25 protein-coding genes are annotated in these 26586 nt (G+C 39.9%); 16 read left to right on the top strand and 9 right to left on the bottom strand.

The window, feature by feature from the left end:
- Positions 1-2: 2 nt before the first annotated feature.
- On the top strand, positions 3-1238 hold the full coding sequence (gene kynU / locus B1F84_RS02925) for a kynureninase (protein WP_131690529.1): 1236 nt from the start codon (positions 3-5) through the stop codon (positions 1236-1238).
- 112 nt (positions 1239-1350) lie between these two features.
- Here the strand turns inward: kynU and B1F84_RS02930 are convergent, their stop codons facing one another.
- Positions 1351-4599, bottom strand: coding sequence for a methyl-accepting chemotaxis protein (locus B1F84_RS02930; protein ID WP_131690530.1), 3249 nt, complete (start codon positions 4597-4599; stop codon positions 1351-1353).
- Between the two features lie 246 nt (positions 4600-4845).
- Positions 4846-6003 (bottom strand): hypothetical protein, encoded by a 1158-nt coding sequence (locus B1F84_RS02935; protein WP_131690531.1) that lies wholly within the window; start codon positions 6001-6003, stop codon positions 4846-4848.
- A 212-nt stretch (positions 6004-6215) separates the two neighbouring features.
- Here B1F84_RS02935 and B1F84_RS02940 point away from each other — a divergent pair, with 212 nt between their 5' ends.
- The 3 genes from B1F84_RS02940 to B1F84_RS02950 are packed head-to-tail and all read left to right on the top strand — an operon-like array spanning position 6216 to position 7898.
- Positions 6216-6722 carry a DUF3087 domain-containing protein gene (locus tag B1F84_RS02940; RefSeq protein ID WP_131690532.1) on the top strand — a complete coding sequence of 169 codons (507 nt, stop codon included), beginning with the start codon at positions 6216-6218 and terminating at the stop codon, positions 6720-6722.
- Positions 6723-6751: 29 nt separating this feature from the next.
- A complete protein-coding gene (locus B1F84_RS02945) occupies positions 6752-7405 on the top strand; it encodes a glutathione S-transferase family protein (protein WP_131690533.1) in 654 nt (217 codons plus the stop codon).
- Between the two features lie 40 nt (positions 7406-7445).
- The gene (locus tag B1F84_RS02950; RefSeq protein ID WP_008115116.1) at positions 7446-7898 is read left to right on the top strand and encodes a low molecular weight protein-tyrosine-phosphatase; all 453 of its coding nucleotides are present in this window, start codon (positions 7446-7448) and stop codon (positions 7896-7898) included.
- 46 nt (positions 7899-7944) lie between these two features.
- Here the strand turns inward: B1F84_RS02950 and B1F84_RS02955 are convergent, their stop codons facing one another.
- Positions 7945-9042, bottom strand: coding sequence for a TonB family protein (locus tag B1F84_RS02955; RefSeq protein ID WP_131690534.1), 1098 nt, complete (start codon positions 9040-9042; stop codon positions 7945-7947).
- 232 nt (positions 9043-9274) lie between these two features.
- Between B1F84_RS02955 and ribA the strand changes: the two genes are divergently transcribed.
- From ribA to csrA, 6 genes are all read left to right on the top strand, one after another.
- Entirely contained in the window at positions 9275-9898 is a 624-nt protein-coding gene (gene ribA, locus B1F84_RS02960; protein ID WP_131690535.1) for a GTP cyclohydrolase II, read from the top strand.
- Between the two features lie 397 nt (positions 9899-10295).
- Positions 10296-11084 carry a BPSS1780 family membrane protein gene (locus tag B1F84_RS02970; protein ID WP_131690536.1) on the top strand — a complete coding sequence of 263 codons (789 nt, stop codon included), beginning with the start codon at positions 10296-10298 and terminating at the stop codon, positions 11082-11084.
- The gene (locus B1F84_RS02975) at positions 11084-11536 is read left to right on the top strand and encodes a regulatory protein RecX (protein WP_010390806.1); all 453 of its coding nucleotides are present in this window, start codon (positions 11084-11086) and stop codon (positions 11534-11536) included. The genes B1F84_RS02970 and B1F84_RS02975 overlap by 1 nt, the downstream gene beginning before the upstream one ends.
- A 19-nt stretch (positions 11537-11555) precedes the next feature.
- The gene (alaS, locus tag B1F84_RS02980) at positions 11556-14156 is read left to right on the top strand and encodes an alanine--tRNA ligase (RefSeq protein WP_131690537.1); all 2601 of its coding nucleotides are present in this window, start codon (positions 11556-11558) and stop codon (positions 14154-14156) included.
- 6 nt (positions 14157-14162) lie between these two features.
- Positions 14163-15380 (top strand): aspartate kinase, encoded by a 1218-nt coding sequence (locus tag B1F84_RS02985; protein ID WP_131690538.1) that lies wholly within the window; start codon positions 14163-14165, stop codon positions 15378-15380.
- 90 nt (positions 15381-15470) lie between these two features.
- Positions 15471-15662 carry a carbon storage regulator CsrA gene (csrA, locus tag B1F84_RS02990; RefSeq protein ID WP_004587515.1) on the top strand — a complete coding sequence of 64 codons (192 nt, stop codon included), beginning with the start codon at positions 15471-15473 and terminating at the stop codon, positions 15660-15662.
- 53 nt (positions 15663-15715) lie between these two features.
- On the opposite strand, the gene B1F84_RS02995 is transcribed toward csrA, so the two are convergent.
- The 3 genes from B1F84_RS02995 to B1F84_RS03005 all read right to left on the bottom strand — a co-directional run bounded on the left by B1F84_RS02995 (position 15716) and on the right by B1F84_RS03005 (position 16732).
- A complete protein-coding gene (locus B1F84_RS02995) occupies positions 15716-16183 on the bottom strand; it encodes a YcxB family protein (RefSeq protein WP_131690539.1) in 468 nt (155 codons plus the stop codon).
- A gap of 134 nt (positions 16184-16317) precedes the next feature.
- A complete protein-coding gene (locus B1F84_RS03000; RefSeq protein WP_008115136.1) occupies positions 16318-16509 on the bottom strand; it encodes a hypothetical protein in 192 nt (63 codons plus the stop codon).
- 49 nt (positions 16510-16558) lie between these two features.
- Positions 16559-16732 carry a DUF1328 family protein gene (locus B1F84_RS03005; protein ID WP_002961939.1) on the bottom strand — a complete coding sequence of 58 codons (174 nt, stop codon included), beginning with the start codon at positions 16730-16732 and terminating at the stop codon, positions 16559-16561.
- Positions 16733-17247: 515 nt separating this feature from the next.
- Here B1F84_RS03005 and B1F84_RS03010 point away from each other — a divergent pair.
- The 5 genes from B1F84_RS03010 to B1F84_RS17920 all read left to right on the top strand — a co-directional run bounded on the left by B1F84_RS03010 (position 17248) and on the right by B1F84_RS17920 (position 21743).
- A complete protein-coding gene (locus B1F84_RS03010; RefSeq protein ID WP_008115139.1) occupies positions 17248-17493 on the top strand; it encodes an OadG family transporter subunit in 246 nt (81 codons plus the stop codon).
- 12 nt (positions 17494-17505) lie between these two features.
- Positions 17506-19287: a sodium-extruding oxaloacetate decarboxylase subunit alpha gene (gene oadA / locus B1F84_RS03015; RefSeq protein ID WP_131690540.1), complete on the top strand. Its 1782-nt coding sequence runs from the start codon at positions 17506-17508 to the stop codon at positions 19285-19287.
- 14 nt (positions 19288-19301) lie between these two features.
- Positions 19302-20432, top strand: coding sequence for a sodium ion-translocating decarboxylase subunit beta (locus B1F84_RS03020; protein ID WP_008115142.1), 1131 nt, complete (start codon positions 19302-19304; stop codon positions 20430-20432).
- Positions 20433-20575: 143 nt separating this feature from the next.
- On the top strand, positions 20576-21547 hold the full coding sequence (locus B1F84_RS03025) for an aldo/keto reductase (RefSeq protein WP_131690541.1): 972 nt from the start codon (positions 20576-20578) through the stop codon (positions 21545-21547).
- 19 nt (positions 21548-21566) lie between these two features.
- Complete coding sequence (locus B1F84_RS17920) at positions 21567-21743, top strand: hypothetical protein (RefSeq protein WP_008115149.1); 177 nt, start codon at positions 21567-21569, stop codon at positions 21741-21743.
- A gap of 81 nt (positions 21744-21824) precedes the next feature.
- On the opposite strand, the gene B1F84_RS03030 is transcribed toward B1F84_RS17920, so the two are convergent.
- Positions 21825-23138, bottom strand: a complete 1314-nt coding sequence (locus B1F84_RS03030) for a peptidoglycan DD-metalloendopeptidase family protein (RefSeq protein WP_131690542.1) — start codon at positions 23136-23138, stop codon at positions 21825-21827.
- Positions 23139-23629: 491 nt separating this feature from the next.
- Here B1F84_RS03030 and tyrS point away from each other — a divergent pair, with 491 nt between their 5' ends.
- Positions 23630-24829, top strand: coding sequence for a tyrosine--tRNA ligase (tyrS, locus tag B1F84_RS03035; protein ID WP_008110451.1), 1200 nt, complete (start codon positions 23630-23632; stop codon positions 24827-24829).
- A 49-nt stretch (positions 24830-24878) separates the two neighbouring features.
- Here the strand turns inward: tyrS and ampE are convergent, their stop codons facing one another.
- The gene (ampE, locus tag B1F84_RS03040) at positions 24879-25832 is read right to left on the bottom strand and encodes a regulatory signaling modulator protein AmpE (RefSeq protein WP_131690543.1); all 954 of its coding nucleotides are present in this window, start codon (positions 25830-25832) and stop codon (positions 24879-24881) included.
- On the bottom strand, positions 25833-26540 hold the full coding sequence (gene mtnN / locus B1F84_RS03045; protein WP_008110448.1) for a 5'-methylthioadenosine/S-adenosylhomocysteine nucleosidase: 708 nt from the start codon (positions 26538-26540) through the stop codon (positions 25833-25835).
- Positions 26541-26586 lie beyond the last annotated feature (46 nt).

Here is a 26586-nt window from a genome sequence, read left to right on the forward strand (position 1 = left end):
CAATGAATTTTAATGAGATTATAGCGCTTGATAAAGCGGATACGCTGGCTCACAAGCGTGACGAATTTGATTTACCCGCAGACACTATTTATCTCGATGGTAATTCATTAGGTGCTTTGCCTAAAGCAGTAAAGTCCCGCGTAGCAGAGGTGGTAAGCCAGCAATGGGGTAGTCACCTAATTAGAAGTTGGAATGATCACCAATGGATTGATTTACCTACTCAGGTAGGGGAGAAAATAGCGCCTATTATTGGCGCCGACAAAGGCCAAGTTATTTGTTGTGATTCTATTTCGGTTAATTTATTTAAACTATTAAGTAGTGCGCTATCGTTAAACTCTGAGCGTAACATGGTGTTATCTACCGAGGATAACTTTCCTACTGACTTATACATGGTACAAGGGTTAAGTGAATTATTAGGCCCCGATTTATGTCAGCTAAAACTCGTCGCAGAGCAAAATATTGAACAAAGCCTAAATGATTCAGTGGCAGTATTACTGTTAACACAAGTGAACTTTAGGACCGGTAAATTGTTGGATATGCAAAAAATCACCCAGCTAGCTCATGAAAAAGGCATTTTGGTGATATGGGATTTAGCCCATAGTGCAGGTGCTATACCGGTTGAACTTGATGACTGTAATGCTGATTTTGCTGTTGGTTGTGGCTATAAATACTTAAATGGCGGCCCTGGTTCGCCTGCGTTTTTATATGTAGCAAAACGCCACCAAGCTGCTGTAAAACAACCCTTATCAGGCTGGATGGGTCATGCCAAACCATTTGCTTTTGATGCAAAATATCAACGTGCTAACAATATAAATCAGTATTTATGTGGCACACCCAGTGTGATTGCTATGAGTGCTTTAGATGCTGCGCTTGATGTATGGCAAGATGTTGATATTTCAAAAATAAGAGAAAAGTCGATTGCACTTGCCGACGTATTTATTAAATTAGTACAAACACATTCATGCTTACGTGATTTGCATTTATGTTCTACTGAGAATTCGAGCCAAAGAGGCAGCCAATTAGCGTTTTCACATACCTACGCATTTGCTATATGCCAAGCGTTAATTGAAAAAGGGGTGATTGCAGATTTTCGTGCGCCTAATATTTTACGCTTTGGTTTTACACCTCTTTACACCTCGTTTGAAGATATTTGGCAAGCAGTAACTATTTTAGCTGAGGTGGTTAAAACCCAGCTATATACCCAGCCACGTTTTAATTTAGCGGGTAAAGTGACGTAACTTTATGATGGGCCCTTATTATTTTAAGTTTTTAATAATAATGGCTCATCGAATTACTAAAGTTAAAATAAAGGCACCGTGTGAGCAAAATAACGTGTAATGCGACGGGTTATTATTGCTCTTTTTTCAGATTAAAGTAATTGAGTTGCACTCTCATCTCGGTAGCTTGTTCTGCCATTTGACGTGCTGCCGCCATTGTTTCTTCTGTAATAGCCGAGTTTGCCTGGGTTAGACCGGTTAAACGTTGTACAACAAGGTTAACCTCTTTAATCGCTTGCTCTTGTGCGGAGGTAGAATGCGCTATATGTATTATATTTTTATTAACATCGCTAACAGCTTGCATTATGTGTTTTAATTTTTTCCCTGAGGTGTCTGCTAACTCAGTCCCAAGCGCTATTTTTTGATTACTATTTACAATAATGCTTTTTATTTGCTTTGCCGATTTAGCACTGCGCCCAGCTAAATCACCTACTTCATTAGCGACTACGGCAAAGCCTCTTCCATGATCGCCAGCTCTAGCAGCTTCCACGGCGGCATTAAGTGATAGCAAGTTTGTTTGAAAAGCGAGATTGTCAATAACCGTAAGTATTTCGTTAATGTCTTTACTGGCTTCATTCACTTCATCAATCGCGCTAACGGTTTGTATTGATAAGCGATTTCCTTCTTCAGCAATTTGCTCTGCATTGCTTGCCAATGCCACTGCACTTTTTGATTGTTCAGATACTTTAGTTAACTCATCTAGCATTTGCTCAGTACTTGAGCTTGCCTCTTCAAGATTGGCAGCTTGCTCCTCTGTGCGCTTACTTATTTCAGTATTACTTGAAGCTATTTCACCTGCATTTTGCATAACCTGACTAGCCGATACTTGAATCTCTTGAATGACATTGATTAATTTCTCGATAGTCGCGTTGGTGTCGCTTTTAAGGGTATCGAATACGCCTTGATATTGTCCCTCTATATTTTTGGTAAGGTCACCTTTAGCTAAGTTTGATAAAACGCTACTGACTTCATTTATAGCCAATGAAACTAATGAGGTAGACTCATTTACATTATTTTTTAAATCTTCCAACTGGCCTTGTAATGGCTGTTTTAATTGATGAGAAAAATCGCCGTTTGCCATCGCGGCCATTACTTGATTGAGGTCGTTTATGACGCGCTCGAGGTTAGTTACCGAATGGTTTATATCTGTTTTTAAACTATTTAGTTGGCCTGTCATAGTCGATGAAATAGTATGATCAAAACGCCCCTGACTAATTGCTAGCATAACTGATGAAATCTCAGTTAAAGCATTATCAATAGCAGTGATTGATGTATTGATGTTACTTTTTAACTGCTCAAGTTGACCGCTGGCTTCACCTTTTATCATTTTTTTAAAGTCACCTTTACTAACAAAGGTCATGACTTCACCTATTTCATTCATTACATTATTTAGATTAGCCATACTGGAATTAATATCTTGTTTTAATATATCAAGCTGGCCAGCTAAGGGGGCATCTAATTGTGCTGAAAACTGGCCCTGTCGTAATGCACTCATAACGTCACTAATACCATCTATAGCAATACTTAAACTACTAACTGAGTTATTCACGCTGTCTTTTAGTTGCGCAAGTTTTCCTTTCGCTGGATAGGTGATTTGTTCTTTAAAATTACCTTGCTCTACGTTAGCCATAATATCGACGATACTATTCATTGTGTTATTTATTGAAGAAAGCGATTGGTTAATATTACTTTTTAAGGTGCCTAACTCGCCTGACATTGAGGCATTAATTTGAATATCAAATTGACCATCAGCCATAGCAATCGCAATGTTATTTAACTCGTTTATCGCACCATTTAGTGAACTTGCGCAATCGTTGGTTGCTTGTTTTAACGTATCTAATTCCCCTCGACATGGCGCTTCAATACGTTGATCGAATTTTCCCTCAGCCATTTGATTCATAACACGGTTTGTTTCACTAATAGATAACTGCAGAGCATCAAGAAGAGTGTTAAATGCTTGAGTACTAACGCCTATTTCATCGCTTGAATAGACAGTTGCTCGTAATGAAAAGTCTCCTTGTTGTTCCACTTTTTTCATCGTATCAGCCAGTGCATGTATTGGTTTTGTTAGTGTTCTCGCAAACCAATATGCGGCAATAGTAACAATGAAAATAGTGATGAAAAGTATAATAATGAGTTGTTGAGAAAGTGTGGTTATCGACTCAAAAGCTTCTTGTTCGTCCATTTCTGCTATTAATGCCCAGCGAACATTAAAGACATTTACAGGTGCAAATGCAGACAGCACCATCTCATTGTTATAATCATTTATCACATGCTGCCCTTTTTCATTTTTTAGTGCTTTGATTACAGATAAGGTATTCACTGTGCCTTTATTTGGGTTTCTAAATGAGCTTTCTACAGAATGATTTTTCGGGTCGATATAAGAGTCAGAGCGCATTAACCCCTCAGGACCTACAAGGTAGGTTTCTCCGCTTTCGCCCAACCCGCCACGTTCTTTCATGATTGAATTGACATCTTCAATCGATAATTGGGCGGCTAAAATAGCAACCGTTTTACCATCAACAACAATAGGCTTACCTATAAAGCTAGCAGGGGCATTATATGAAGGGGAGTACTGTTTATAATCTGCAAATGCAATTTCTTGAGGATCGTTGCTGTTTTTTAATTGTTGAAATAAACTCGCTAAATTACTTTTAGCATAGGGCCCTGTTTGTAGCGATGTTGCAAAGTCTACCTCTTTATAAACGGAGTAAACAATATTGCCATTTGTTGGATCGATAATGAAAATATCGTAGAACTCATTTATATTGGTCATATCGCGTAAATAACGATGGTATTTACGGTGCGCTTGCTCGTAACTATCTGATTGCCCAGTAGCGGTTAGTTTTTGTTTTTCACCAATTGGATTTGGGTTATTAGCTAGATAACGAGATTGCAGCTCAATACTTTTTGGATTCATTTGCTCTAATAGGGATGAAGAGACAGTGTCTGTTGGGTTTAGCTGTTTAAATTTTGGGGTAAAAGACTCTTTATAAAAGCGATTTAGAGACGCTGATGAAGCTGAAGGGGATATATCATTAAATCCTTCTATAAACTTTGTCGCAATAGTAGCCATTTCTGGGTTTGCTTGCAGCGCATTTAGCTTATTTTCAATATTGTTAAAGTAGCGTTCAACAGCGCTTTGTTTTACTTCACTCACCGCATCTAAACGGGAATAAACCTGTTCAGTCATCGAGTTTGACGCTGTATTGATAGTGACCGTGATAATTATTGCTATTGGCACTAGAGCAACAATTAAAAAGGCGGAAATAAGTTTTTTTGTTAAATTTAAAGAATTAAAAAAGTGATTAATTGTGAGCATTACTATGTCCCTGTAATAAGGTTTGTACCTCAAATGAGCATAGAACACAATTTGTGAAGATCTAGTTAATAATTAAAGTAATGAGTTTTTATTATAAAATAGCCGAGATTGATTCAGAGCGCTTTTAATTTTAATGTAATTTCAGCATGCTTTTTTAGCGGTTTAAAGCAAAAAAACGTAGAAGCATTTAAGTGCTCCTACGTTTATTAGTTAATAGTCGTTCTAACGTTGAAAAAGCAAACGATGTTAGAGCACGACTAAACTGCGCTCTAGCATAGTTTGAATTTGCTTTACTATTTTAGCTTCAGTTTCGGGTTCAAACTGAGCAATTCGTGGGGTGTGAATATGCCCAGTCGGAATATCTGAATTTAGTTGATTTCGCAGGCGAATACTGCGATACGAAATTTCGTTAGACAAATAACCACCGCCACCGCCTCGCACTGCAATAGCGTCTTTTAATTCATCGAAACTATTAGGCTCAAAGTCTTTTTTTAGGGTAATAACATGATGGTTATCATTAATAGGAAAAGGGCCTTTTGCGCTTAACATAGCGCTAACGGGTAAGCTAAATTCTACAAACTCAGTACCTGGTAATGGGCGGTCGTTCAAGCTTGGAATGAGCGGCGCTGTTTTGGTACCACCATACACTATATTGGCGTTGTCGGGCGCTGTTACACTGCGGCGCTTACCTGGAAAGCGCTCAAGGTCAAAGTCTTTACTACCCATACTAACGGTAACTACCATATCTACATTATTAAGTGCGTAATAAGGGGCAAGTAAGGATTCTATAATACCTTGATCAAAGTCTTCATATCGCACTGGCACCATCACGGTGTTTATTTCAGCACTAATGCCTTTATAGTTAATGACTTGGCCATCAAGAAGCAGTGCAGCCACGCCCGATGGGTTACTTTGGTTTATATTTCTATCAAGTAAAAAAGGGTCAAACCCGGTTAGTAATATTTTTTTTGTGGTGTTTTTTGAGTAGCTCAGATCAGTGCGGCCCCGGCTTCCGTTTTCTAATAGCGTTAATAACACTGTTTGCTGCGCGGCGCTCAGCGAAAATGCAGGCTTTGTGGTGCGAATTATTTTACTTGATTGTAAGCGAGCCCAGTAAAGTGCACGATCATCTAAGTTTTGCGTTTTAGCGATGCGTTTTTTTGCACTAAACCACAATCGTTTTGAGTAATCATTAACGACATCTACGGCTTGTGCATAGCTTGAAAGTGATTTGAATTGCTGCTCAAATTGATTAACTTCGCTGGCAAAAGCGTTTAGCACGCTCGGCATTGCTTGGCTGGCTTTTTCAATTCGTAATTCTTCGGGTGTTAACGGTGTGTTTAAATTGGCTAAAGTACTAAAAGAAGAAAATATTAAGCTTGAGGCAATCAGTGTTTTTATCATGATGTTCCTATGCTGAGTCGTATTTGTTGCTACTATCCTATGCCTAATAAGTGGGTGCAAATAAAATCGTTGGTTGGTTTTATGTTGTAAGCAGTATAAAACAGGTGCTAAATCAAAAACTACGGGTATTTTATTAAAAAGAGTCGAAACTCTATGGTGGGTTTAGCTACAATGGGGCTGTGTATTTTTTAGTTTTTTACTTTTAGGCAACTATGCAACTTATTCAAATAAATAAAGCACGTTATCGTAAACATTTAAACCGCGTTATAGTCGGTTGTGCCGCAAGCTTAGCGATTGGTAGTTTAGCTATTTCACAAACGCTTATTGCATTATTTCCCGATGAAAGTGGCAGTCATTTTCATTGGAACTTATTAGGCGTTATTGTTACTAGTATTGGTATTGGCTGGTTGTTAAATAAATACCGCACACATCCTTTTATGACCGAGGTGGTGTATGTGTGGGAGCTTAAACAAGCGCTTAATAAAATCACTCGTAAAATGGCTAAGCTAAAAGCTGCTGGGCGTGAAGGTAACCCAGATGCACTATTGGCGATTCACTATAGTTATGCAGGTTCACGATTATTATGGCAGCTTGACGATAACACCATCACTATGGATGATTTAGCGATTAAACAAGCCGAGTTAGATAGTGTGGCGGCCAAGTTCAACTTAACCTTGAATGCTGATGACTACAATGATGCAATTTTAAAGCAGTTTTAGGGTGATTTTAATTTTTATAAGGAATAATAATGAGCATAATTCTGTATGGTGTCCCGCTTTCTCCTTATGTACGTAAAGTACGTGTGTGTTTAGCGCATAAAAAACTCGACTATAAACTCGAAATAATCTCGCCGTTTAATCAACCTGACTGGTTTTTAGAACTGAACCCACTAGGGCGAATTCCGGCGCTAAAAGACGGCGAGTTAAGCTTGGCGGATTCTAGCGTTATTTGCCAATACCTTGATGAAAAACACCCCAATTTACCGCCTTTACTTGGCAATACTGCAGAGCAACGTGCAGCCGTTCGCTGGTTAGAAAAATACGCTGATTACGAGCTGGCTCCTTTTGCAACATTTATGGTGTTTCAGCAACGTATTATTGCCCCTACAATGAAAAAGCAAACCGATGAAGCATTGGTACAAAGTGCATTAAATGAAAAACTACCGCCTTTATTTGATTATTTAGAAGGTTATTTAGGTAGTAACGAGTTTTTTGTTGGCGAGAGCTTAACCCTTGCCGACATTGCAGTGAGCTGCCAGTTAATGAATATGGAGCATGGTGGTGAGCAACTTGATGAGTCGCGCTGGCCTAATCTTGCAGCATTGCATAGCCGTGTAAAACAGGACACCGCTATGCAGAGCATGCTTGAGGGCGAACAAAAAATATTAGCCTCATTAAAATAACGTTTATTACTGATTTTTTGCAAAAGCTTAGGAGCTATAAGTGAAAAAAGTACTGATAGTGTGTTTGGGAAATATATGTCGTTCACCGACGGCTGAGGCTGTATTAAAAGCGCGTGCTAAAAAGTTAGGCATTGATCTGCTAGTGGACTCGGCTGGGACTATTGGGCACCACGAAGGTAACCCGCCAGATAGACGCTCTATGCAAGCTGGCGAAAAACGTGGTTATAGTTTTAAAGGTATTTTTTCGCGCAAGGTGCGCAGTAGTGATTTTAGCGAGTTTGATTTAATTTTAGCAGCCGATACACAAAACCTGACGGATCTAACCGCACGCTGCCCTGAACATTTGCAGTATAAGCTTGCGTTGTTTTTAGAGTATGGCGAGCAAACACAAAGTGCTATTCCGGACCCTTATTATGGTGGCGATGACGGCTTTGAAAAGGTACTTGATTTAATTGAAGCCGCAAGCGATAACATTTTAGCTAAGTTAAAATAGCTATAGTGATAAATTAGAAGGCGCTTGAAGCGCCTTTGGTATGTTATTAACGGTTTACTTTAAAATCGAGCTGTACTTTGGAGGTTGCTGCAACCGCTTTTCCATGTTCAAACTTAGGTGCATAACGCCATTGCGCTAATGCTTCTACTGCCGATTTTTCAAAAGCAAGGCCGCCTTCTGAACTAAGTACGCGTGGATTTTTTACAAAGCCAGACTCATTTACTTCAAACTCCATAACTACGCTGCCATCCTTACTAAATCGCGCCTTGTTTTTAGGGTATTTAGGGTTAACGCGGTATAGCGGCGTTTGCTCTTGGCTTTCTTTCCACGGCACCATTTTAGCTATCGCGATACAGTGCTTCGTGGCTTCATCACTTTTGCCTTGTTTTTCATACAAGCCAATCAATCTTGAGTGTGCGGTTAGCTCGGCGTTGTGATCGTAGTTTAAGCTTTCATCAAATACCTTTACTACGCGATTAAGCCGTTCAATTGCTTGGTCGTATCTTTTTCGACCTTCCGCAAATGACGCCATTAAAAAGTCAGCTTTTATTTGTTCAACCGAGTTTTTAGGTAAGTTAGCTTGATAATACTCATCGGCTTCTTCTAAGTAGTTTTTAGCTTCACGGTATTTTTCGTAGCTGAATTTATTGGCTAATATGGTTGCCGCTTCTAATTTCATATCGGCCAAAAATTTAGGTTTATTTTCTGTGTTTGCTATTGCAATGACTTGCTCTAAATAATAGTCCGCTTTTTGAGCTGAGGGCGCAAAATTAGCCATGCCAACTAAAGCATCAACGGTTTCTAATGATTGTTTACCATGGTTGTTAACTGAAATAGTGTAGGCTTGTTGGTAAAGTGAAAAACGCTTTTCAATCCACTGTTTACCGTATCGATTAATTGATTTTGCATAGTTAATCGCTAAGTTTGCGGTGTTATCAGCATTTTCACCGTAAACAGCTTTACCTAATGTGTAAGCCTGCTCCGCGGCTTGTTGCACATTTTCTTTGGTTTTAACCGCATTTAAGTAATTTTGATACGCGTCGTTGAAAACGGCTTGAGCGTTATTTGCTTGTTCGGCAAATGGCGTGGTGCTTAATACAGATAAACCTAAGCCCATCAGTAATGCAAGTTTATTTAGTTTCATAATGATCCCTATTATTTGTCGGTGGTAAATTAGCAAATCCTTATGTGTATGTCATCATTTTAGGTAAACCAAGGTAAATATCCATTGCCAATATATTTATGTTTGAATATTGAAAATAGCCGCAGTCGTCGCCATATATTTGTCATTACATAAGATGTACTACGATCCAATTTTGAACTTTTGTGATATTATCACTTTATCGTGTCGTAGTTTTTTAATATTTGGATTGGTCGTGGCGCAAGTAAGAGCAAGAGTCCAGCTTAATGTTGGCAAAAATAGTGATATTCCAGCAGAAATTATCTCCTTTAGTGGCTTAAAAGATGGCCAAGAGCATGTTGCTTTAGTATTTAATAACGCCGATACCGAGCAAGGTGTTCCGCTTATTCGTATGCATTCTGAATGTTTAACTGGCGATGTATTTCACTCGTCACGTTGTGACTGTGGTGAGCAGTTAAACGAGTGTATTGAAATGATGCATGAGCAGGGCGGTATTTTACTTTATTTACGCCAAGAAGGGCGTGGTATTGGTTTATATAATAAAATTGATGCGTATGTACTGCAATCACAAGGTATGAATACTTACGAAGCTAATAACCATTTAGGTTTTGCTGATGACTTACGTGACTTTTCAGATGCAGTGTTAATGCTCAATGCGCTTAATTTAAAGCACGTTAAATTAATGACTAATAACCCTAAAAAGCTCAATGCATTAAAAGATGCAGGTATAGAGGTCGACTCTGTTGTGGGTACTCATGCTCACATTAAAGCTGGGCTTTCAGGTAATAAAGCGTATTTAGAGACAAAGATTAAGCATGGCTCTCACATGCTAGATATTAAGAAAATTAAAAAACCTTAGGGTCTGTTGACCTTTCAAGGTTGAATTTGCAGCAGTCTGTTTGGTATTTAGGCAAGGCAGAGCCTATGTGGTGTTATTCCCCATAAATAGGCGATAACGCAGCATCAATGCCAAACAGGCGTTGCCCGAAGGGTTCTGCCTAGGGGCGATTTACTCTTTGTTGCCTACATGGATGTAGGTAAGGGGCGTGAGCAGGACGCGGAAGCTTTGCTCGGTTTTTACTTAGCCCACTAGGTTACAAACCTCGCGCCGCGATTAAATCGCCCCTAGTTTGAACAAATTTTAATCCGTAAAGGGCAACAGACCCTAATATTAACGGCATTTATCGCCGCCACCTATGTAATACCAACCAGCGCCGAGTTATACTCGGCGTGTTTTGTTTTAATTAAGAGCAAGTATGTCTACACAATTACGAATTTTTAAAGCTGATGCGGCATTAAAATGGTTTAAAGCGGGTTGGCTAATTTTTAAAACTCAGCCATTAACTTTTATTTTTATGCATTTGTTTATTGGCATTGTTGGCTTGTTGTCGTTATTTTTACCGGTATTACAAATAGCTGCAGCATTGGCTACACCATTTTTAACCGCTGGTTTTTATCAAGCCGTGCTTACCAAGCAGCAGGGCGGAAAAATTATGTTAGCCGACATTTTGAAGCCCTTTTCAGCCAAAGGAAATCGGTTAGGCTTATTTCGCTTAGCGCTGTATCAAATGGGTGCCGGTATTTTAATTGCCTTGCTCGCCAATGGGTTATTTGCTGATGCAATGGCGGTTATAACACAGCCTGGCCTAGATCCAAACACCGCCGTTAGCCAAATGCTTGAGAGTATTTCGCTTGCTAACGTGGCATTGTTTTTAATTGCGCTCTCTATTTACTTTACTTCGTTTGCCTATGCAGTACCGCTGGTTTACTTTAATAAAGAGCAACGTATTTTAAATGCCTTAAAAAGTTCGTTTATGGTGTTTTATTATAATATTTTACCATTGAGTGTTTATGGTATTATTTGCGCATTATTAATGGTGTTGTCGATGTTCTTATCGCTACTACCGCTGTTGATTTTAATGCCAATTTGCTACATTAGTTTCTTTGTATCTTATCAGGCTATTTTTATGCCCGTTGTGCCACCAAGTGATGACAGTAACATTAAGCCTTTAAGTAGCGAGCAAAGCGGACGCTTTGACGCTTAATGGATGATACGTTAAAACAAAAGTTAAAAAACTATGTGCTTTGGTTGCTTGGTCGGCAAGAGTATTCGCGCCGTGAGTTAACCCAAAAGTTACAGCAAAGAGAAGCAACCGACGAGTTCATAGAAAACCTGCTTGATTGGTGTGAAAAGCACAATTTTATTAACGAGCAGCGTTACTGTGAAGGGTTTGTCAGAAAACACATATTTAAATGCCATGGCTTAAAGCGAATTCAAAGTGAGGCCATGAGTAAAGGGATTGATAGAGCACTGCTTGAAACAGTGGTTGATGAGCTGGAAATAGATTGGTTTGAGCTCGCGCAGGAAGCGTACAACAAAAAATATTCAACGACACCGGCAGACCTCGAGTACAAAGAAAAAGCTAAGCGCGTGCGCTACTTAATGTATCGAGGTTTTAGCTATGATCAAATAAATTTTGCAATGCAAGCACAGTAAATACAGGTGAGACTTTCACATGCAGCACATGACTACCGCACAAATTAGGCAACAGTTTTTAGACTTTTTTGCCAGCAAACAACATCAAGTTGTTCCTTCTAGTTCGCTTATACCGGGTAACGATGCCACGTTGTTATTTAATAATGCCGGTATGGTGCAATTTAAAGATGTATTTTTAGGCGCCGAAAGCCGCCCTTATACACGCGCAACTAGCTCTCAGCGTTGTGTGCGTGCTGGTGGTAAACACAACGATTTAGAAAATGTTGGTTACACAGCACGTCATCATACCTTTTTTGAAATGCTAGGTAACTTCAGCTTTGGTGATTACTTTAAGCAAGATGCAATTAAATTTGCGTGGGAGTTTCTTACTGAAGTTGTAAAACTACCAAAAGAAAAGCTGTTAGTGACCATTTACCATGATGACGAAGAAGCCTTTGGCTACTGGGCTAACGATATTGGGTTAGCTGAAGATCGTATTATTCGCATTGCAACTAGCGATAACTTTTGGTCTATGGGTGATACCGGTCCTTGTGGTCCATGTTCTGAAATATTTTATGATCACGGTGAGCACATTTGGGGCGGCCCTCCGGGCACACCTGAAGAAGATGGCGATCGTTTCATTGAAATTTGGAACTTAGTATTTATGCAATACAACCGTCAAAGCGACGGGACTATGGAGCCACTTCCTAAGCAATCTGTTGATACTGGTATGGGCCTTGAGCGTATTTCAGCTATTTTACAAGGTGTGCACTCAAACTACGAAATCGATTTATTCCAAGGCTTAATTGCCGCTGCTGCAAGCGTTACTAATGCACAAAACATGGATGATAAGTCGCTTCGTGTGGTGGCGGATCATATTCGTTCGTGTGCGTTTTTAATTTCAGACGGGGTTATGCCATCAAACGAAGGCCGTGGTTATGTGTTACGTCGTATTATTCGTCGTGCAGTACGCCATGGTAATAAATTGGGTGCTAAAGGCGCGTTCTTCTACAAGTTAGTAGCAGCGCTTATTGAGCAAATGGGTCAGGCCTATCCAGAGCTTGCTAAGCAACAAGAAATTATTGAAAAAGTACTGCGTATCGAAGAAGAGCAGTTTGGTAAAACGCTCGAACGTGGTTTAGCTATTTTAGAAGAAAGCTTAAGTGATTTAACCGGGGATGTGATCCCAGGTGACTTAGTATTTAAGCTTTACGATACCTATGGTTTCCCTGCTGATTTAACGGCTGATGTAGCGCGTGAACGCCAGATGACGATAGACCATCAAGGTTTTGAAGCATGCATGGCAGTACAACGTAAAACAGCACAGCAAGCGGGCAAATTTGGTGCAGATTATAATGAGCAATTAAAATCAGATAAGCACACTGATTTTAAAGGCTATGATAGCAATCATTACCGTGGCACTGTGGTAGAAATTTTTGCCGCTGGCGAATCTGTATCGTTATTAGAAGATGGTCAGCAAGGTATTATTGTTTTAGACCGTACTCCGTTTTACGCTGAATCAGGCGGCCAAATTGGTGATAGCGGAACAATTACTGTTGCCGGTGGTGAGTTTAATGTAACCAATACCACTAAATTGGGTAATGCTTTTGCTCATCATGGAACAGTACAAGGGCGTATTGGCGTTAACGATAAAGTGGATGCGACAATTGACGATGCGCGTCGTGAAAGCATTAAGAAAAATCACACAGCTACGCACATTTTACATGAAGCATTGCGTCAGCTTTTAGGTGAGCACGTATCGCAAAAAGGCTCACTTGTGCAGCCAGATCGTCTGCGTTTTGACTTCTCACATTTTGAAGCGGTGACCAAACAAGAACTGCGCGAAATTGAACGTGTAGTAAATGACGAAATTCGTCGTAACTTTGCACTTAATACTGAGCTAATGGCAATTGATGATGCTAAAGCAAAAGGTGCTATGGCATTGTTTGGCGAAAAGTACGATGACGAAGTACGTGTAGTAACCATAGGTGATTACTCAATTGAGCTTTGTGGTGGTACACACGTAGAGCGCGCAGGTGACATTGGTTTATTCAAAATTGTATCTGAAAGCGGTATTGCAGCCGGTGTTCGTCGTATTGAAGCGGTAACGGGTGCAGAGGCAATCGCTTATGTCAGCGAGCAAGAGCAGCAATTAGCTGATGTGGCAGCGCTGGTAAAAGGTGACAGTGCGTCAGTACTTGAAAAAGTAACAGCCTTGCTTGAAAAGTCGAAAGGACTTGAAAAGCAAGTTGCCCAGCTTAACGATAAACTAGCCAGTGCGGCAGGTGCATCGTTACTTGATTCAGTAGTTGAAATTAACGGGGTTAAGTTGTTAGTTGCCAACGTTGAAGGGACTGAATCAAAAGCGCTTCGTGGCATGGTTGATGATCTTAAAAATAAGATTGGCTCAGGCGTTATTGCCTTAGGTGTTGCCAGCGGTGACAAAGTCAGCTTAATTGCGGGTGTAACTAAAGACTTAACTGGCAAAGTAAAAGCGGGTGAGTTAGTTAACCACATGGCAGGCCAAGTGGGTGGTAAAGGTGGCGGTCGTCCAGATATGGCGCAAGCGGGTGGTTCTGAGCCACAAAACTTAACTGCAGCACTTGATAGCGTCACAGCTTGGTTAACTGAGCGTACTTAAGCTTAAGTGGCACTTATAGTTCAAAAATTTGGCGGCACTTCGGTAGGCTCAATAGAGCGTATTGAAGCGGTCGCCGACCTTGTTGTTAAAACTAAGCAGCAAGGCCACCAAGTGGTGGTAGTGCTTTCGGCAATGTCGGGAGAAACCAATCGCTTAATTAATCTTGCCAAAAAAATCGACTCTCGCCCGAGTAGTCGTGAACTCGATGTATTACTTAGTACCGGTGAACAAGTCTCTATTGCTTTATTAGCGATGGCGATTATTAAACGCGGCCATTCTGCAGTAAGTTTATTAGCCGATCAGGTTAATATATTAACCGATAACATGTTCGGTAAAGCGCGGGTGGAAGAGGTCGCGGCTACGCGTTTAAAACATGAACTTGAACATAACCGTATTGCTATTATTGCCGGATTTCAGGGGCGCGATATTGAGGGTAACGTGACCACGCTTGGGCGTGGTGGCACCGATACCTCAGCGGTTGAAATTGCTGGTGCAATAAAAGCCGATGAGTGTCAGATCTATACCGATGTTGATGGCGTATATACTACAGACCCGCGTGTGGAACCTAACGCACGACGTTTAAGTCATGTTACCTTTGCTGAAATGCTTGAGCTGGCAAGTTTAGGCGCTAAAGTGTTGCATATTCGCTCTGTAGAATCTGCTGGTAAACACAATGTTCCTTTGCGGGTTTTATCTAGCTTTAAACCCGATGAAGGCACGTTAATTAGTTTTGAGGAGAGCGACGTGACAAGCAATGTCGTATCGGGTATTGCATTTAATCGAGATGAGTGCTTAATTAAGGTGCATGGAATGCCACAAGGCACCAAACATCTTGCAAAAGTTTTGAAACTTTTTTCTGATAATGGCATCGAAATAGATATGATTAATCAAATTAATCATAAAGTTGAAAAAGTCGACTATGCTTTTACTGTGCATTTAAATGATTACTTAAACGCACTTGATTTGTTAACGGCTGAGCAACAGCAATTTGACGCACAGGCAATTGACGGATTAACTAATGTGGCGAAAGTGTCAGCTGTAGGTATGGGGATGAAATCTCATTCTGGGGTAGCGAGTTTATTTTTTGATTCGTTAGCACAAGAGAACATTGATGTGATGTTTGTTTCAACCTCAGAGATAAAAATTTCAGTTTTAATAGATGAAAAATACCTTGAGCTGGCTGTTCGTGCATTACATAAGACATTTTTAACAGAAAATGAATAGATTGCGAGTTTTTACTTACTTTTTAGTCTAATTTTAATTAAAATGTGTGTGCGGAATCTTATAATTTTATTGGAACATGGGAGCAAGAGAATGCTAATACTAACTCGTAGAGTAGGCGAGACCCTTATGATTGGTGACGAAGTAACCGTTACTGTTCTAGGTGTTAAAGGAAATCAAGTTCGTATCGGTGTTAACGCACCTAAAGACGTATCAGTTCATCGTGAAGAAATTTACATGCGCATACAAGCTGAAAAGTCTAACCCTAATCCGGGCAATGCTTAATCAACATAGTATAAAATGTGCTAGTTAATAACTACGACATTTATAAAAGCCACTCACTGAGTGGCTTTTTTGTTTATAAAATCTATCGTTTCATCGTTGAGTATTGCCTTAGAGATGTATTGCATACCGCTTTTACTTTTTAGCAATAGCCCGCAATCTGTAGTAATTACTTCATTAATGTCGTGCCAAGCTAACTGATAGTTTTTGTAATGATTGGTCGATTTTATCCCATCCTCGTCAAAGGTAAGGGTAACTTCAGAGCCTGATGCTCTGCTAAGCATTTGCCTTGTTACCCACCAAGGGCGGCGATAGTAAAAGGCAATACACTCAAGTAAAGCTAACATAAGCAAAAATGTACCAAGGTAATGATCGCCTAAACCATAAATGCCAAATAGCCCCAATGCCACAAGCAGCGCTAATAAAAAGTATTTAGGTTGTGCACGCTTGCTATAAGGCAACGACTGGTCGAAGCATTCATAAAAGTAAGGTTTATCGAGTTTATAAGTTGTTGTAAATACCATGTGTTTACACTTAAAAGCTATTTTTTACTATTTTAGCCTAATGCGCAGCTTAAAAGGGGAAATGACTAAAAACTATTTATATTTTAGGCATAAAAAAACGACCCGTAGGTCGTTTTTTAGCTAAATAAATAACATTAGCAATTTGTTTCTTCGGCATTAACGCCTTCTTTTACTTCTTCACAGGTGTCTTCTACTTTGTTTTGCACATCTGTTACTGCTTCGTCAATGCGTTCACCCGCTTCTTCTGCATGATTGTCTTCACAACCCATAATAAATGCACTTGCGAATAGACCAATAGCAGCTGCTTTAAGTGTTGATGATTTCATAATGTAATTCCTTGTATATATAAGTTTAAAAGAGAGTGTAGTGTTTTATCTACCTGGGGCTTTTACCACGTAAGGCGCCAGAGACTAGTGAAATAACCAATAAAACTAAAAAGATAAAAAATATGATCTTAGCAATTCCAGCTGCGGCTCCTGCAATACCGCCAAATCCTAAAACGGCTGCAATTAGTGCGATCACCAAAAATGTAATTGTCCAGCGTAACATTGTCATCTCCTTGATTTATCTAAGTGTTAGTTTTATATAAGCGAGTAATGTGCCAGTGTTTTATTTTGTTTTAAATCAATGGTTTGTTTTGTTTTTACGTGGTTGGCTTTATATTGAGTTGGTAATTTTTACGATTTTATCGGTAACTTATTCACAGTTGTATACGGTGAGATAATAAGTAGTTAGTGCAGCTCTTTTTTTTGGTAAGACCAATTAACATTTGTTTTAAGGGTTTTAAATGGGTTGGCATGATGGGTTTGCTTTTTATGTGTTTTTACAAAGTATTAGGGGTTTTATATATTCTTTGTTTATAACGAACATTTTTATCATCTATATATAGGTCAAATAAGCTATTTTAGGTGGTGTTAACCTTATTGGTGATATGTTACTTTTAGATTAATTGGTTTTACCAATTTACAACATGTAGACAAAAGAATAGTTTTTGTTACTATTGGTGAATAATTATTTAAATAAACTGACTTTTTATGTTGTTCGGTTTGAACAGGGGGAGAATTATGGATATAGGGGCTTTGCTCACAACTGCGGGCAATTTAATGCTAACAGGTATGGTGGGCGTGTTTGTATTTCTTTCTTTATTGATTGGTGCAGTGACACTCATGTCTAAGCTGGCTAGCAAGTTTTCTCAGCCAGAACTCGCAACATCACATAGAACACCATCTTTTAAATCGCAAGGTGTGCCAAATGAGCACATCGCTGCAATTAGTGCTGCCATTGCTCAGTACAAAACAAATAATAATTAGAGGAGCATACCAATGGCTAAATTAAAAATAACAGAACTTGTACTTCGTGACGCACATCAGTCGCTTTTAGCTACCCGCATGCGATTAGACGACATGTTACCTATTGCAAAAAAAATTGATGACGCAGGTTATTGGTCTATTGAATCTTGGGGTGGGGCTACCTTTGACTCATGTATTCGTTATTTAGGTGAAGATCCGTGGGAGCGTATCCGTGCGCTCAAAAAAGCGATGCCAAATACGCCACAGCAAATGCTACTTCGCGGGCAAAACCTATTAGGGTATCGCCATTATGCAGATGATGTGGTTGAGAAGTTTGTCGAGCGTGCGCACAAAAATGGCGTAGATGTATTTCGTATTTTTGATGCCATGAATGATGTGCGTAACTTAGAAGCCGCTATTAAAGCGGCGGTTAAAGTAGGGGCGCATGCGCAAGGTACTATTTCGTACACAGTAAGCCCAGTACATACATTAGATATGTGGTTAACGCTTGCAAAGCAGCTAGAAGAATTAGGTTGTCATTCAATTTGTATTAAAGATATGGCGGGTCTGCTTAAGCCATATGATGCAGAAGAACTCATTAAAGCGTTAAAAGAAACGGTTTCAATACCTATTGCTATGCAATGTCATGCAACAACAGGGTTGAGTACAGCTACTTATCAAAAAGCCATTGATGCTGGCATTGATATGCTCGACACCGCTGTATCATCTATGAGTATGACCTATGGTCATTCAGCAACCGAAACAATTGCTGCAATCGTGGAGGGAACAGAGCGTGATACTGGGCTTGATTTAAACCATCTAGAAGAAATTGCCGCTTACTTTAGAGACGTACGTAAAAAGTACGCTGCGTTTGAAGGCAGTTTAAAAGGTGTTGATGGCCGCATTTTATTAGCACAAGTGCCAGGTGGCATGCTAACCAACATGGAAAATCAGCTTAAAGAACAAGGCGCTGCTGATAAACTAAATGAAGTACTACTTGAAATTCCTCGAGTACGTGAAGATTTAGGTTTTATTCCACTGGTAACACCTACTTCACAAATTGTTGGCACTCAAGCGGTATTAAATGTGCTCACTGGTGAGCGTTATAAAACTATCACCAAAGAAACTGCTGGCGTATTAAAAGGTGAGTATGGTTCAACACCTGCACCAATGAATAAAGAGCTACAAGAGCGTGTACTTGATGGCAGTGAGGCCATCACCTGTCGTCCAGCCGATATTATTAAACCTGAACTTGAAACGCTCGAAGCTGAATTAAGCAAGCTTGCTCAGGAGCAAGGGCTAACTTTAGCTGATGAGCAAATTGATGATGTGCTTACCTATGCGTTATTCCCACAGATTGGGTTGAAGTTTATTAAAAACCGTAATAACCCTGATGCATTTGAGCCTGTTCCTAGCGCTGATGATAGCGCCAATAAAGCACCTGAAAAATCAGCGGCAAACAATAAAGGCGTTAAGGCAGAGCAGTACAGCGTTAAAGTAGACGGTAAAGTATACGATGTCGTGGTTGCTCAAGGTGGTGAGCTTAAAGAGGTTTCGTTAAAAGACTCTGAGCATATTCCACAGTCGGCATCGGTTGCCTCGGGTGAAACATTGAATGCCCCACTGGCTGGTAATATTTTTAAGATTAAAGTAAAGCCAGGTCAGGTAGTCAATGAAGGTGATGTGGTGATTATTATGGAAGCCATGAAAATGGAAACCGAAGTACGTGCCATGCATACCGGTACAATTGCTGAGTTGCTTGTTTCTGAAGGTGATTCAGTATCAACCGGTGATGCAATGATTGCACTAGCTTAAGGAGTGAACAGAGGATGGATGGTATTTTAAACCTCTGGCATGCCACAGGCATTGCTAACTTTACATTTCCTGGGCTGATCATGATTGCCGTTGGCTGTTTGCTGTTATTTTTAGCAATTGCCAAAAACTTTGAGCCGTTATTGCTACTGCCCATTGGTTTTGGAGCCATTTTAACCAATATTCCGGTGGCTGGTTTATCAGATCCTGGTGGCTTACTTTACTATGTTTATTATGTTGGTATTGATACCGGTATTTTTCCGCTATTAATATTTATGGGAGTGGGGGCCTTAACTGATTTTAGTGCCTTGATTGCCAACCCGCGTATGTTGCTATTAGGTGCGGCAGCGCAGTTTGGTATTTTTGCGACGTTATTTGGCGCTATTTTACTTAACTTTATTCCGGGATTTGAATTTAGCTTACAAGATGCTTCTGCAATTGCGATTATTGGTGGTGCAGATGGGCCAACCGCTATCTTTTTAGCGTCAAAGCTGGCCCCTGATTTACTGGGCGCTATAGCGGTGGCTGCGTACTCGTACATGGCGTTGGTGCCTATTATTCAGCCACCTATTATGCGTGCGTTTACAACGCCTGAAGAACGCAAAATTCAAATGCCAGAACTGCGTAAAGTATCTAAAAAGGAAAAAATTATTTTCCCACTGATGGTGCTTACCTTAACTGCTATATTCTTACCTGCGGCAATTCCGCTGGTTGGTATGTTCTGTTTAGGTAACTTAATGCGTGAGTCGGGTGTAGTTGATAGGCTCAGCAACAGTGCGCAAAACGAAATCATTAATATCACCACTATATTTCTAGGACTTGCAGTGGGCTCTAAACTTGCTGCCGAGCAGTTCTTAACAGTAGAAACTATTGGTATTTTGGTACTGGGTGCACTGGCGTTTGCTATTGGTACAGCCTCAGGTGTATTTATGGCTAAAGGCTTAAATAAAATATCAAAAACTCCTATAAATCCATTAATTGGTGCTGCAGGTGTATCCGCTGTGCCAATGGCTGCAAGGGTAGTTAACAAAGTTGGGCTTGAAAATAACCCACATAACTTCTTATTAATGCATGCCATGGGGCCTAATGTTGCAGGGGTGTTAGGTAGTGCCGTTGCAGCAGGTATTTTGCTCGCTCTTGTGGGTTAAATGTAATTTAGACTCAACCTATTAGCGCAGTTTACTGCGCTTTTTTTTGCCTAAAATTTGATGTTTTGACTTAAGCGGTTTCTTGTATAGAGTTTTTTGTTTACAGTAGTCATTCTTCATTTAAATTCTTAAAGGTTACTGGTATGCATCATACTCCATTGGCAAAATATCTCCCGAATGTAAGCAAGCTTGTTTTTGGCTGTATGGGTTTGGGAGGCGCATGGAACAAAGATGCGATCACCAGTGCGCATTTACAACAAACTCATTCATGCATAGATGCCGCCATTGAAGGCGGAATTAATTTTTTTGATCACGCTGATATTTATACCTTAGGCAAAGCCGAGCATGTTTTTGGTCAAGCTCTGGCTGAGCGTCCCGAACTTAGAGAACAAATGTATATTCAGTCTAAGTGCGGTATTCGCTTTGCTGATGATAAACACCCACAGCGCTATGACTTTTCAGCTGATTGGATTGAGCGCTCGGTAGAGGGCTCATTAAAGCGATTAAATACCGATTATTTAGACGTACTTATGTTGCACCGCCCTGATCCTTTAATGGAAGTAGAGGAAGTTGCGCAAGTATTTAGTTGTTTAAAAGAAAGTGGCAAAGTGCGCCATTTTGCAGTGTCTAATATGTCGCAACATCAAATACGCTTTTTGCAACGCGCTTTAGATATGCCGATTGTGGCAAATCAAATAGAAGCGAGTTTACACAAGCATCAATGGGTTGATGAAGGCGTTTATGTGGGTAATGCCGATGGCAAAGATATTAACTTTACCCCAGGCAATATTGAATATTGCCGTGAGCATGAAATTCAGATTCAAAGTTGGGGCAGTTTATGCCAGGGTTTATACTCTGGTGGCGATTTATCAAAGGCCTCGCCTGCAGATATTAATACCAGTATTTTAGTCAGTAAGCTTGCCATACTCTATGGCACAACAGCAGAAGCTATTGTATTAGCATGGTTACTGCGCCACCCAGCATCAATTCAACCAATTATTGGCACGACTAATATAGAGCGGATAAAAGCATCCTGTGATGCGGTAAATGTTAACTTAAGTCGGGAGCATTGGTATGAGCTATATATCAGCGCGAAAGGCTGCGCTTTACCATAACCTGATGTAGGGTGATGATATGAACATATTTGTTATTTTAATTAGCCTAGTGATTGCTTTGCTGATCATTATTCCGTTACTGGAAAAATACCAAAGTAAAATGGGGCTTGATAGCGCCACTAAATATAGTAAGTACATTTGGCCACTGGTGATGATCTCTTTGGTTGTGCAGCTTATTTATGTACTCATAAATTAAGTTTGAAACTTAAATATCACACACAAAAAAGCCTTTGCGGGTTATCCCTGCAAAGGCTTTTTTATTTAACCATTAAGATCTTTATTTAAGTGCCAATTGAAGTTCACGATTACGCTCAAGTTGCGCAATAAAGTTATCAGCAATAGGCTTAAACTTAGCAAGCTCTGAGCGTGGTAATGGCTCAGATTTAGGTAATTTCACGGTTTTAGGGTTACGGTGAACACCGTTAACCAAAAACTCATAATGTAAGTGCGCTCCAGTTACTCGACCTGTTGAGCCTACAGTACCAATTTTCTCACCTTGTTTGATTTTTTGCCCTGTTCTAACTAGACGCTTGTTAAGGTGTAAGTACTTAGTAACGTACTGCGTACCGTGGCTAATAAATACGTAATTACCATTGTATTTACTGTAGCCCGCTTTGATCACCTTACCATTACCCGATGACACAACTGGGGTGCCTGTACGTGCGGCGTAGTCAATACCTCGGTGTGCTTTTACTTGTCCTGTAACAGGGTGTAAGCGGCGAGGATTAAAGCTTGAGCTGATATATTTAAAGTTTACTGGTGCACGTAAGAAGGCTTTTTTCATACTGCGACCTTCAGGGGTATAAAAATTACCGTCTGTGTGTCGAATTGCTGTGTAGCGTTCACCTTGGTTTATAAATTCAGCGGCAACGATCTTACCAGTGCCAATAAATTCACCGTCAACAAAATGAGACTCATAAATTAAGCCAAATTCATCACCTTTACGGATGTCATTTGCAAAATCCACGTCCCAACCAAATATATCGGCAAAGTTCATTATTTGGCGTTCACTTAAACCTGCTGCGATCGCCGATGTCCAAAAGCTACTAGAAATTTCACCACGTGCGGTTTTGCTCAGTGTTTCTATTTCTTTGCTGTCAATTGAAGTGTCGTATTGGCCTTCGTCATTTAGGGTGACAAATAAGGTATCTGTTTTAGAAATAACATAACGCAATTGAGCTAACGAGCCATCTTCTGCAGTTGCAAAACTTAGTGTTTCACCAGGGTGAATTTTGGTTAGCTTACGTGTTTCAGCATTGGTATTAACCAGTTTATAAAGCGTTTGCGCAGAAAAACCAGCGCGCTTAAAAATGATCGCTAAATTGTCACCATTTTTAACAAGGTGATCGACAAAATCGTACTCTGGAAGTTTTTGCGCTGCTTGCTCTGAATTTAAGTCGGTGAGTTTTTCGTTTTCACCTACTTTTATTTGTAATTCGTAGCGCTTACCAATCTCTAGCGTGTTCTCGCTATTGTCTTTGGATGCAGTGGCTTTTTCAGAAGGTAAAAAAGCTAAGGCAACAATAGCAGAAACCAAACCTAGAATGAGCATTTTGTGTTTTTTGGGGAGCGTGTTAACCACGTGGACCATAACGTGCCTTTTTCTGCTGTCAAGATAATAAATAGATTATATTGCAGGATATAACGAATAATCTGTGAATACTAGTATTTTGTAGATTTAAACTCGCGTTAAATTAAGCTAAAATCATAGGGTATTCAGGCTGTTTGTGTTTAAAGTTGAACAATCGGACTATTTTATATTCTTGGATACTTTGCTTTTTCATCGTAATGTTAAATTAGCTTTTAAAACGATTTAATAGCGAGAAGTGATTAATTTATAAACTGTTTTTTGGGTTTTTATAAATACCTTTAGCGTATTATTAATCGCTCTTTTATATCCCTTTTTAGAACGTACACCCTGCATTTTAGTCGGTGCTGCGATTAGTTAAAAAAGTTGTTCTAATTAAGTGGAAATTTGTTATGTTAGCTAAATAGTTTTATTTGCTTTGTTAAAACGCGCTAGCAATAAATCGTGAGCATATTACACCCCTTCGTTGTCAGAATTTTTTGGAGTAACACACAGTGGATTTACAAACCGCTCTAGCAGAGATAAAACGCGGTGCAGAAGAGATATTAATTGAAGATGAGTTGGTTGAAAAATTAAAGTCGGGGAAAAAGCTAAAAATTAAAGCTGGTTTCGATCCTACGGCTCCAGATTTGCATCTAGGTCACACTGTACTAATTAACAAAATGAAAACCTTTCAAGATTTAGGTCATGAGGTTATTTTCTTAATTGGTGACTTTACCGGTATGATTGGCGATCCAACGGGCAAAAATGTAACCCGTAAGCCACTGACTCGTGATGATGTGCTTGCTAATGCCGAAACCTATAAAGAGCAGGTTTTCAAAATTTTAGACCCAGCTAAAACAACCGTTGCTTTCAACTCTACGTGGATGGAAACATTGGGCGCGGCGGGAATGATAAAATTAGCCGCTCGCCAAACTGTGGCGCGTATGCTTGAGCGTGATGATTTTAAAAAGCGTTATGCTGGCGGCCAATCTATCGCAATCCATGAGTTCTTATATCCACTTGTGCAGGGCTGGGATTCAGTCGCACTTGAGTCTGATGTTGAACTAGGTGGTACTGATCAGCGCTTTAACCTACTAATGGGTCGTGAGCTGCAAAAAGATGAAGGTCAAAAACCACAAACCGTACTAATGATGCCTTTACTTGAAGGGACTGATGGCGTTCAGAAAATGTCAAAGTCACTAGGAAACTACATAGGTATTACTGATACGCCTAGCGACATGTTTGGTAAAATCATGTCAATTAGTGATGTATTAATGTGGCGTTACTATGATTTGCTAAGCGGTTTGTCTATTGAGCAAATTGCAGCGCAAAAACAGCGTGTAGAGCAAGGCACTAACCCGCGCGATATTAAGATTGAATTAGCGAAAGAGTTAATTGCACGTTTCCATAGTGAAGCAGACGCACAGGCTGCTCATGATGACTTTATTCAGCGCTTTCAGAAAAAAGCACTACCTGATGAAATTCCAGAGCTGACAGTAAATATTGATGAAGACACGATATTAATTGCTAACTTGCTAAAAGAAGCGAGCTTAGTAGCGAGCACTTCAGAAGCTATGCGTATGATCAAGCAAGGTGCTGTAAAGCTTAACGGCGAAGAAAAAATTACCGATACCAAATTGGAAGTAGCAAAAGGAACAACCGCTATTTACCAAGTAGGTAAACGTAAGTTTGCAAATATTACCGTAGCTTAAAACTTTATAAAGTATAAAAGCCAGCTTCGGCTGGTTTTTTTATGACTGATTAAACAGTTAGAACGGCCCTTATAATTTCAACGCTAACAATAACGAGTAGCCAAAAAAATCGGGCTTGATTTAGGGTGTTCAGTAGCTTTGGCATATCATCGGCACTTGGCAGGCGCTCAGCACCGACCCGCATTTTATTGAAACGCTGCTTACTATAAATAGCAGGCCCACCAAGTTGCACTCCTAAAGATGCAGAGCACACACTAAGTAACCAGCCAGTATTGTTTTGATAAAAATGACGGCCATAATGCTTAATATAGTGCATGCTTTTTTTACTGGCTTTAAGTGACGCTATTGTCAGCGCGAGTAACCGCATGGGAATGTATTCAACAATAAAAAGAACGAGTTTAAGTGGCGTCAAAAAAGAGCTGTCGGGGGCTATATCAGTGCGCCATGCTTGTTGGATTAAGGTAAGTAAACGGTAGGCGAGAGCGGCAATGGGGCCCAATAGTAAAAAAATAAAAATAACTACAAAATAATGGCGTGCTGTTCTCAGTATGACACTTTCCATGACCGCTTTAATAACCCCAGGGTTTGAAAGTGCGTTAACTTCACGGGCTACTAGTGGTTTTAATAATTCTCGCGCAGTCGATTTTTGATTCTTTTTGGTTAATTTCGCAATGCGGATCGCTTTTTTATTCAGGCTAGTGCTTTCTAAGCATAAGTATAAAATAAGACCGGATAGCAGTTCAGGGTAAAAGGCAAACTGCAGCAGTAAAACCACAATAATCATAATAACAGCTAAAACAAGGGTGCTTGCCAGTGAAGCGGCTAAATAATGATATTGTTTGCTGTCTGTTTTTTTATAAATACGCTGGCCAATCGCATTAAAAATGGCAGAAAGTATATGATTAGGGTGATACCAGCTAACTAAAGGTAAAAAGCGCTCAGCTAGGAGCGCACAAATAAATACAATAAAGTCCAAATGATTTTGAACAATATTATTGAGCATTTACAGCGTAACCGCCGTTAACTTTTCTAGTAATGCCACCACCATTTTTGATGAATTAATAGAGGCTGTTTCTAAGTACTCTTCAAATGACTGTGGTGACTCTTTGCCAGCAATATCAGACATTGAGCGAATAACAACAAATGGTGTGTTAAGTGCAAAACACGTTTGTGCAATTGATGCACCTTCCATTTCTACTGCCAGCATTGTAGGGAAGTCACTGCGTGCTTTTTCAATGCGAACAGGGTCACACATAAATGAGTCACCAGTACAAATTAAACCAACAAGCGTTTTTACTTCGCTGATTTGTGCAATTGTTTGCTCGGCGGCTTCTACTAGCTTAGGGTGCGCTGCAAAACCTGCTGGCATTTGTGGTACTTGACCAATTTCGTAACCAAACGCTGTTACATCTACATCGTGATGACGAACTTCTGATGAAATCACCACATCACCAACGTTAAGTGAAGGGTCGAAACCACCGGCAGAGCCTGTGTTAATAACACAATCAGGCTTGAAGTTATCGATAAGTAAAGTGGTTGCAATAGTTGAAGCAACTTTACCAATGCCTGATTGCACTAAAGTAACGGTATTGCCCGCAAGCTCACCAGTATAAAACGTAAAGCCTGCTTTGGTTAAAATCTGTGGATTTTGCATCGCCTCGCGCAAAATTTTAACTTCTGGCTCCATTGCGCCAATAATACCAACATTCATAGTGTTAAATTCCTAAGTTTGAATAGCCTGATTATACGTGAAGTCA

Source organism: Pseudoalteromonas sp. DL-6 (genome assembly GCF_004328665.1).
Classification (GTDB): Bacteria; Pseudomonadota; Gammaproteobacteria; order Enterobacterales; family Alteromonadaceae; genus Pseudoalteromonas.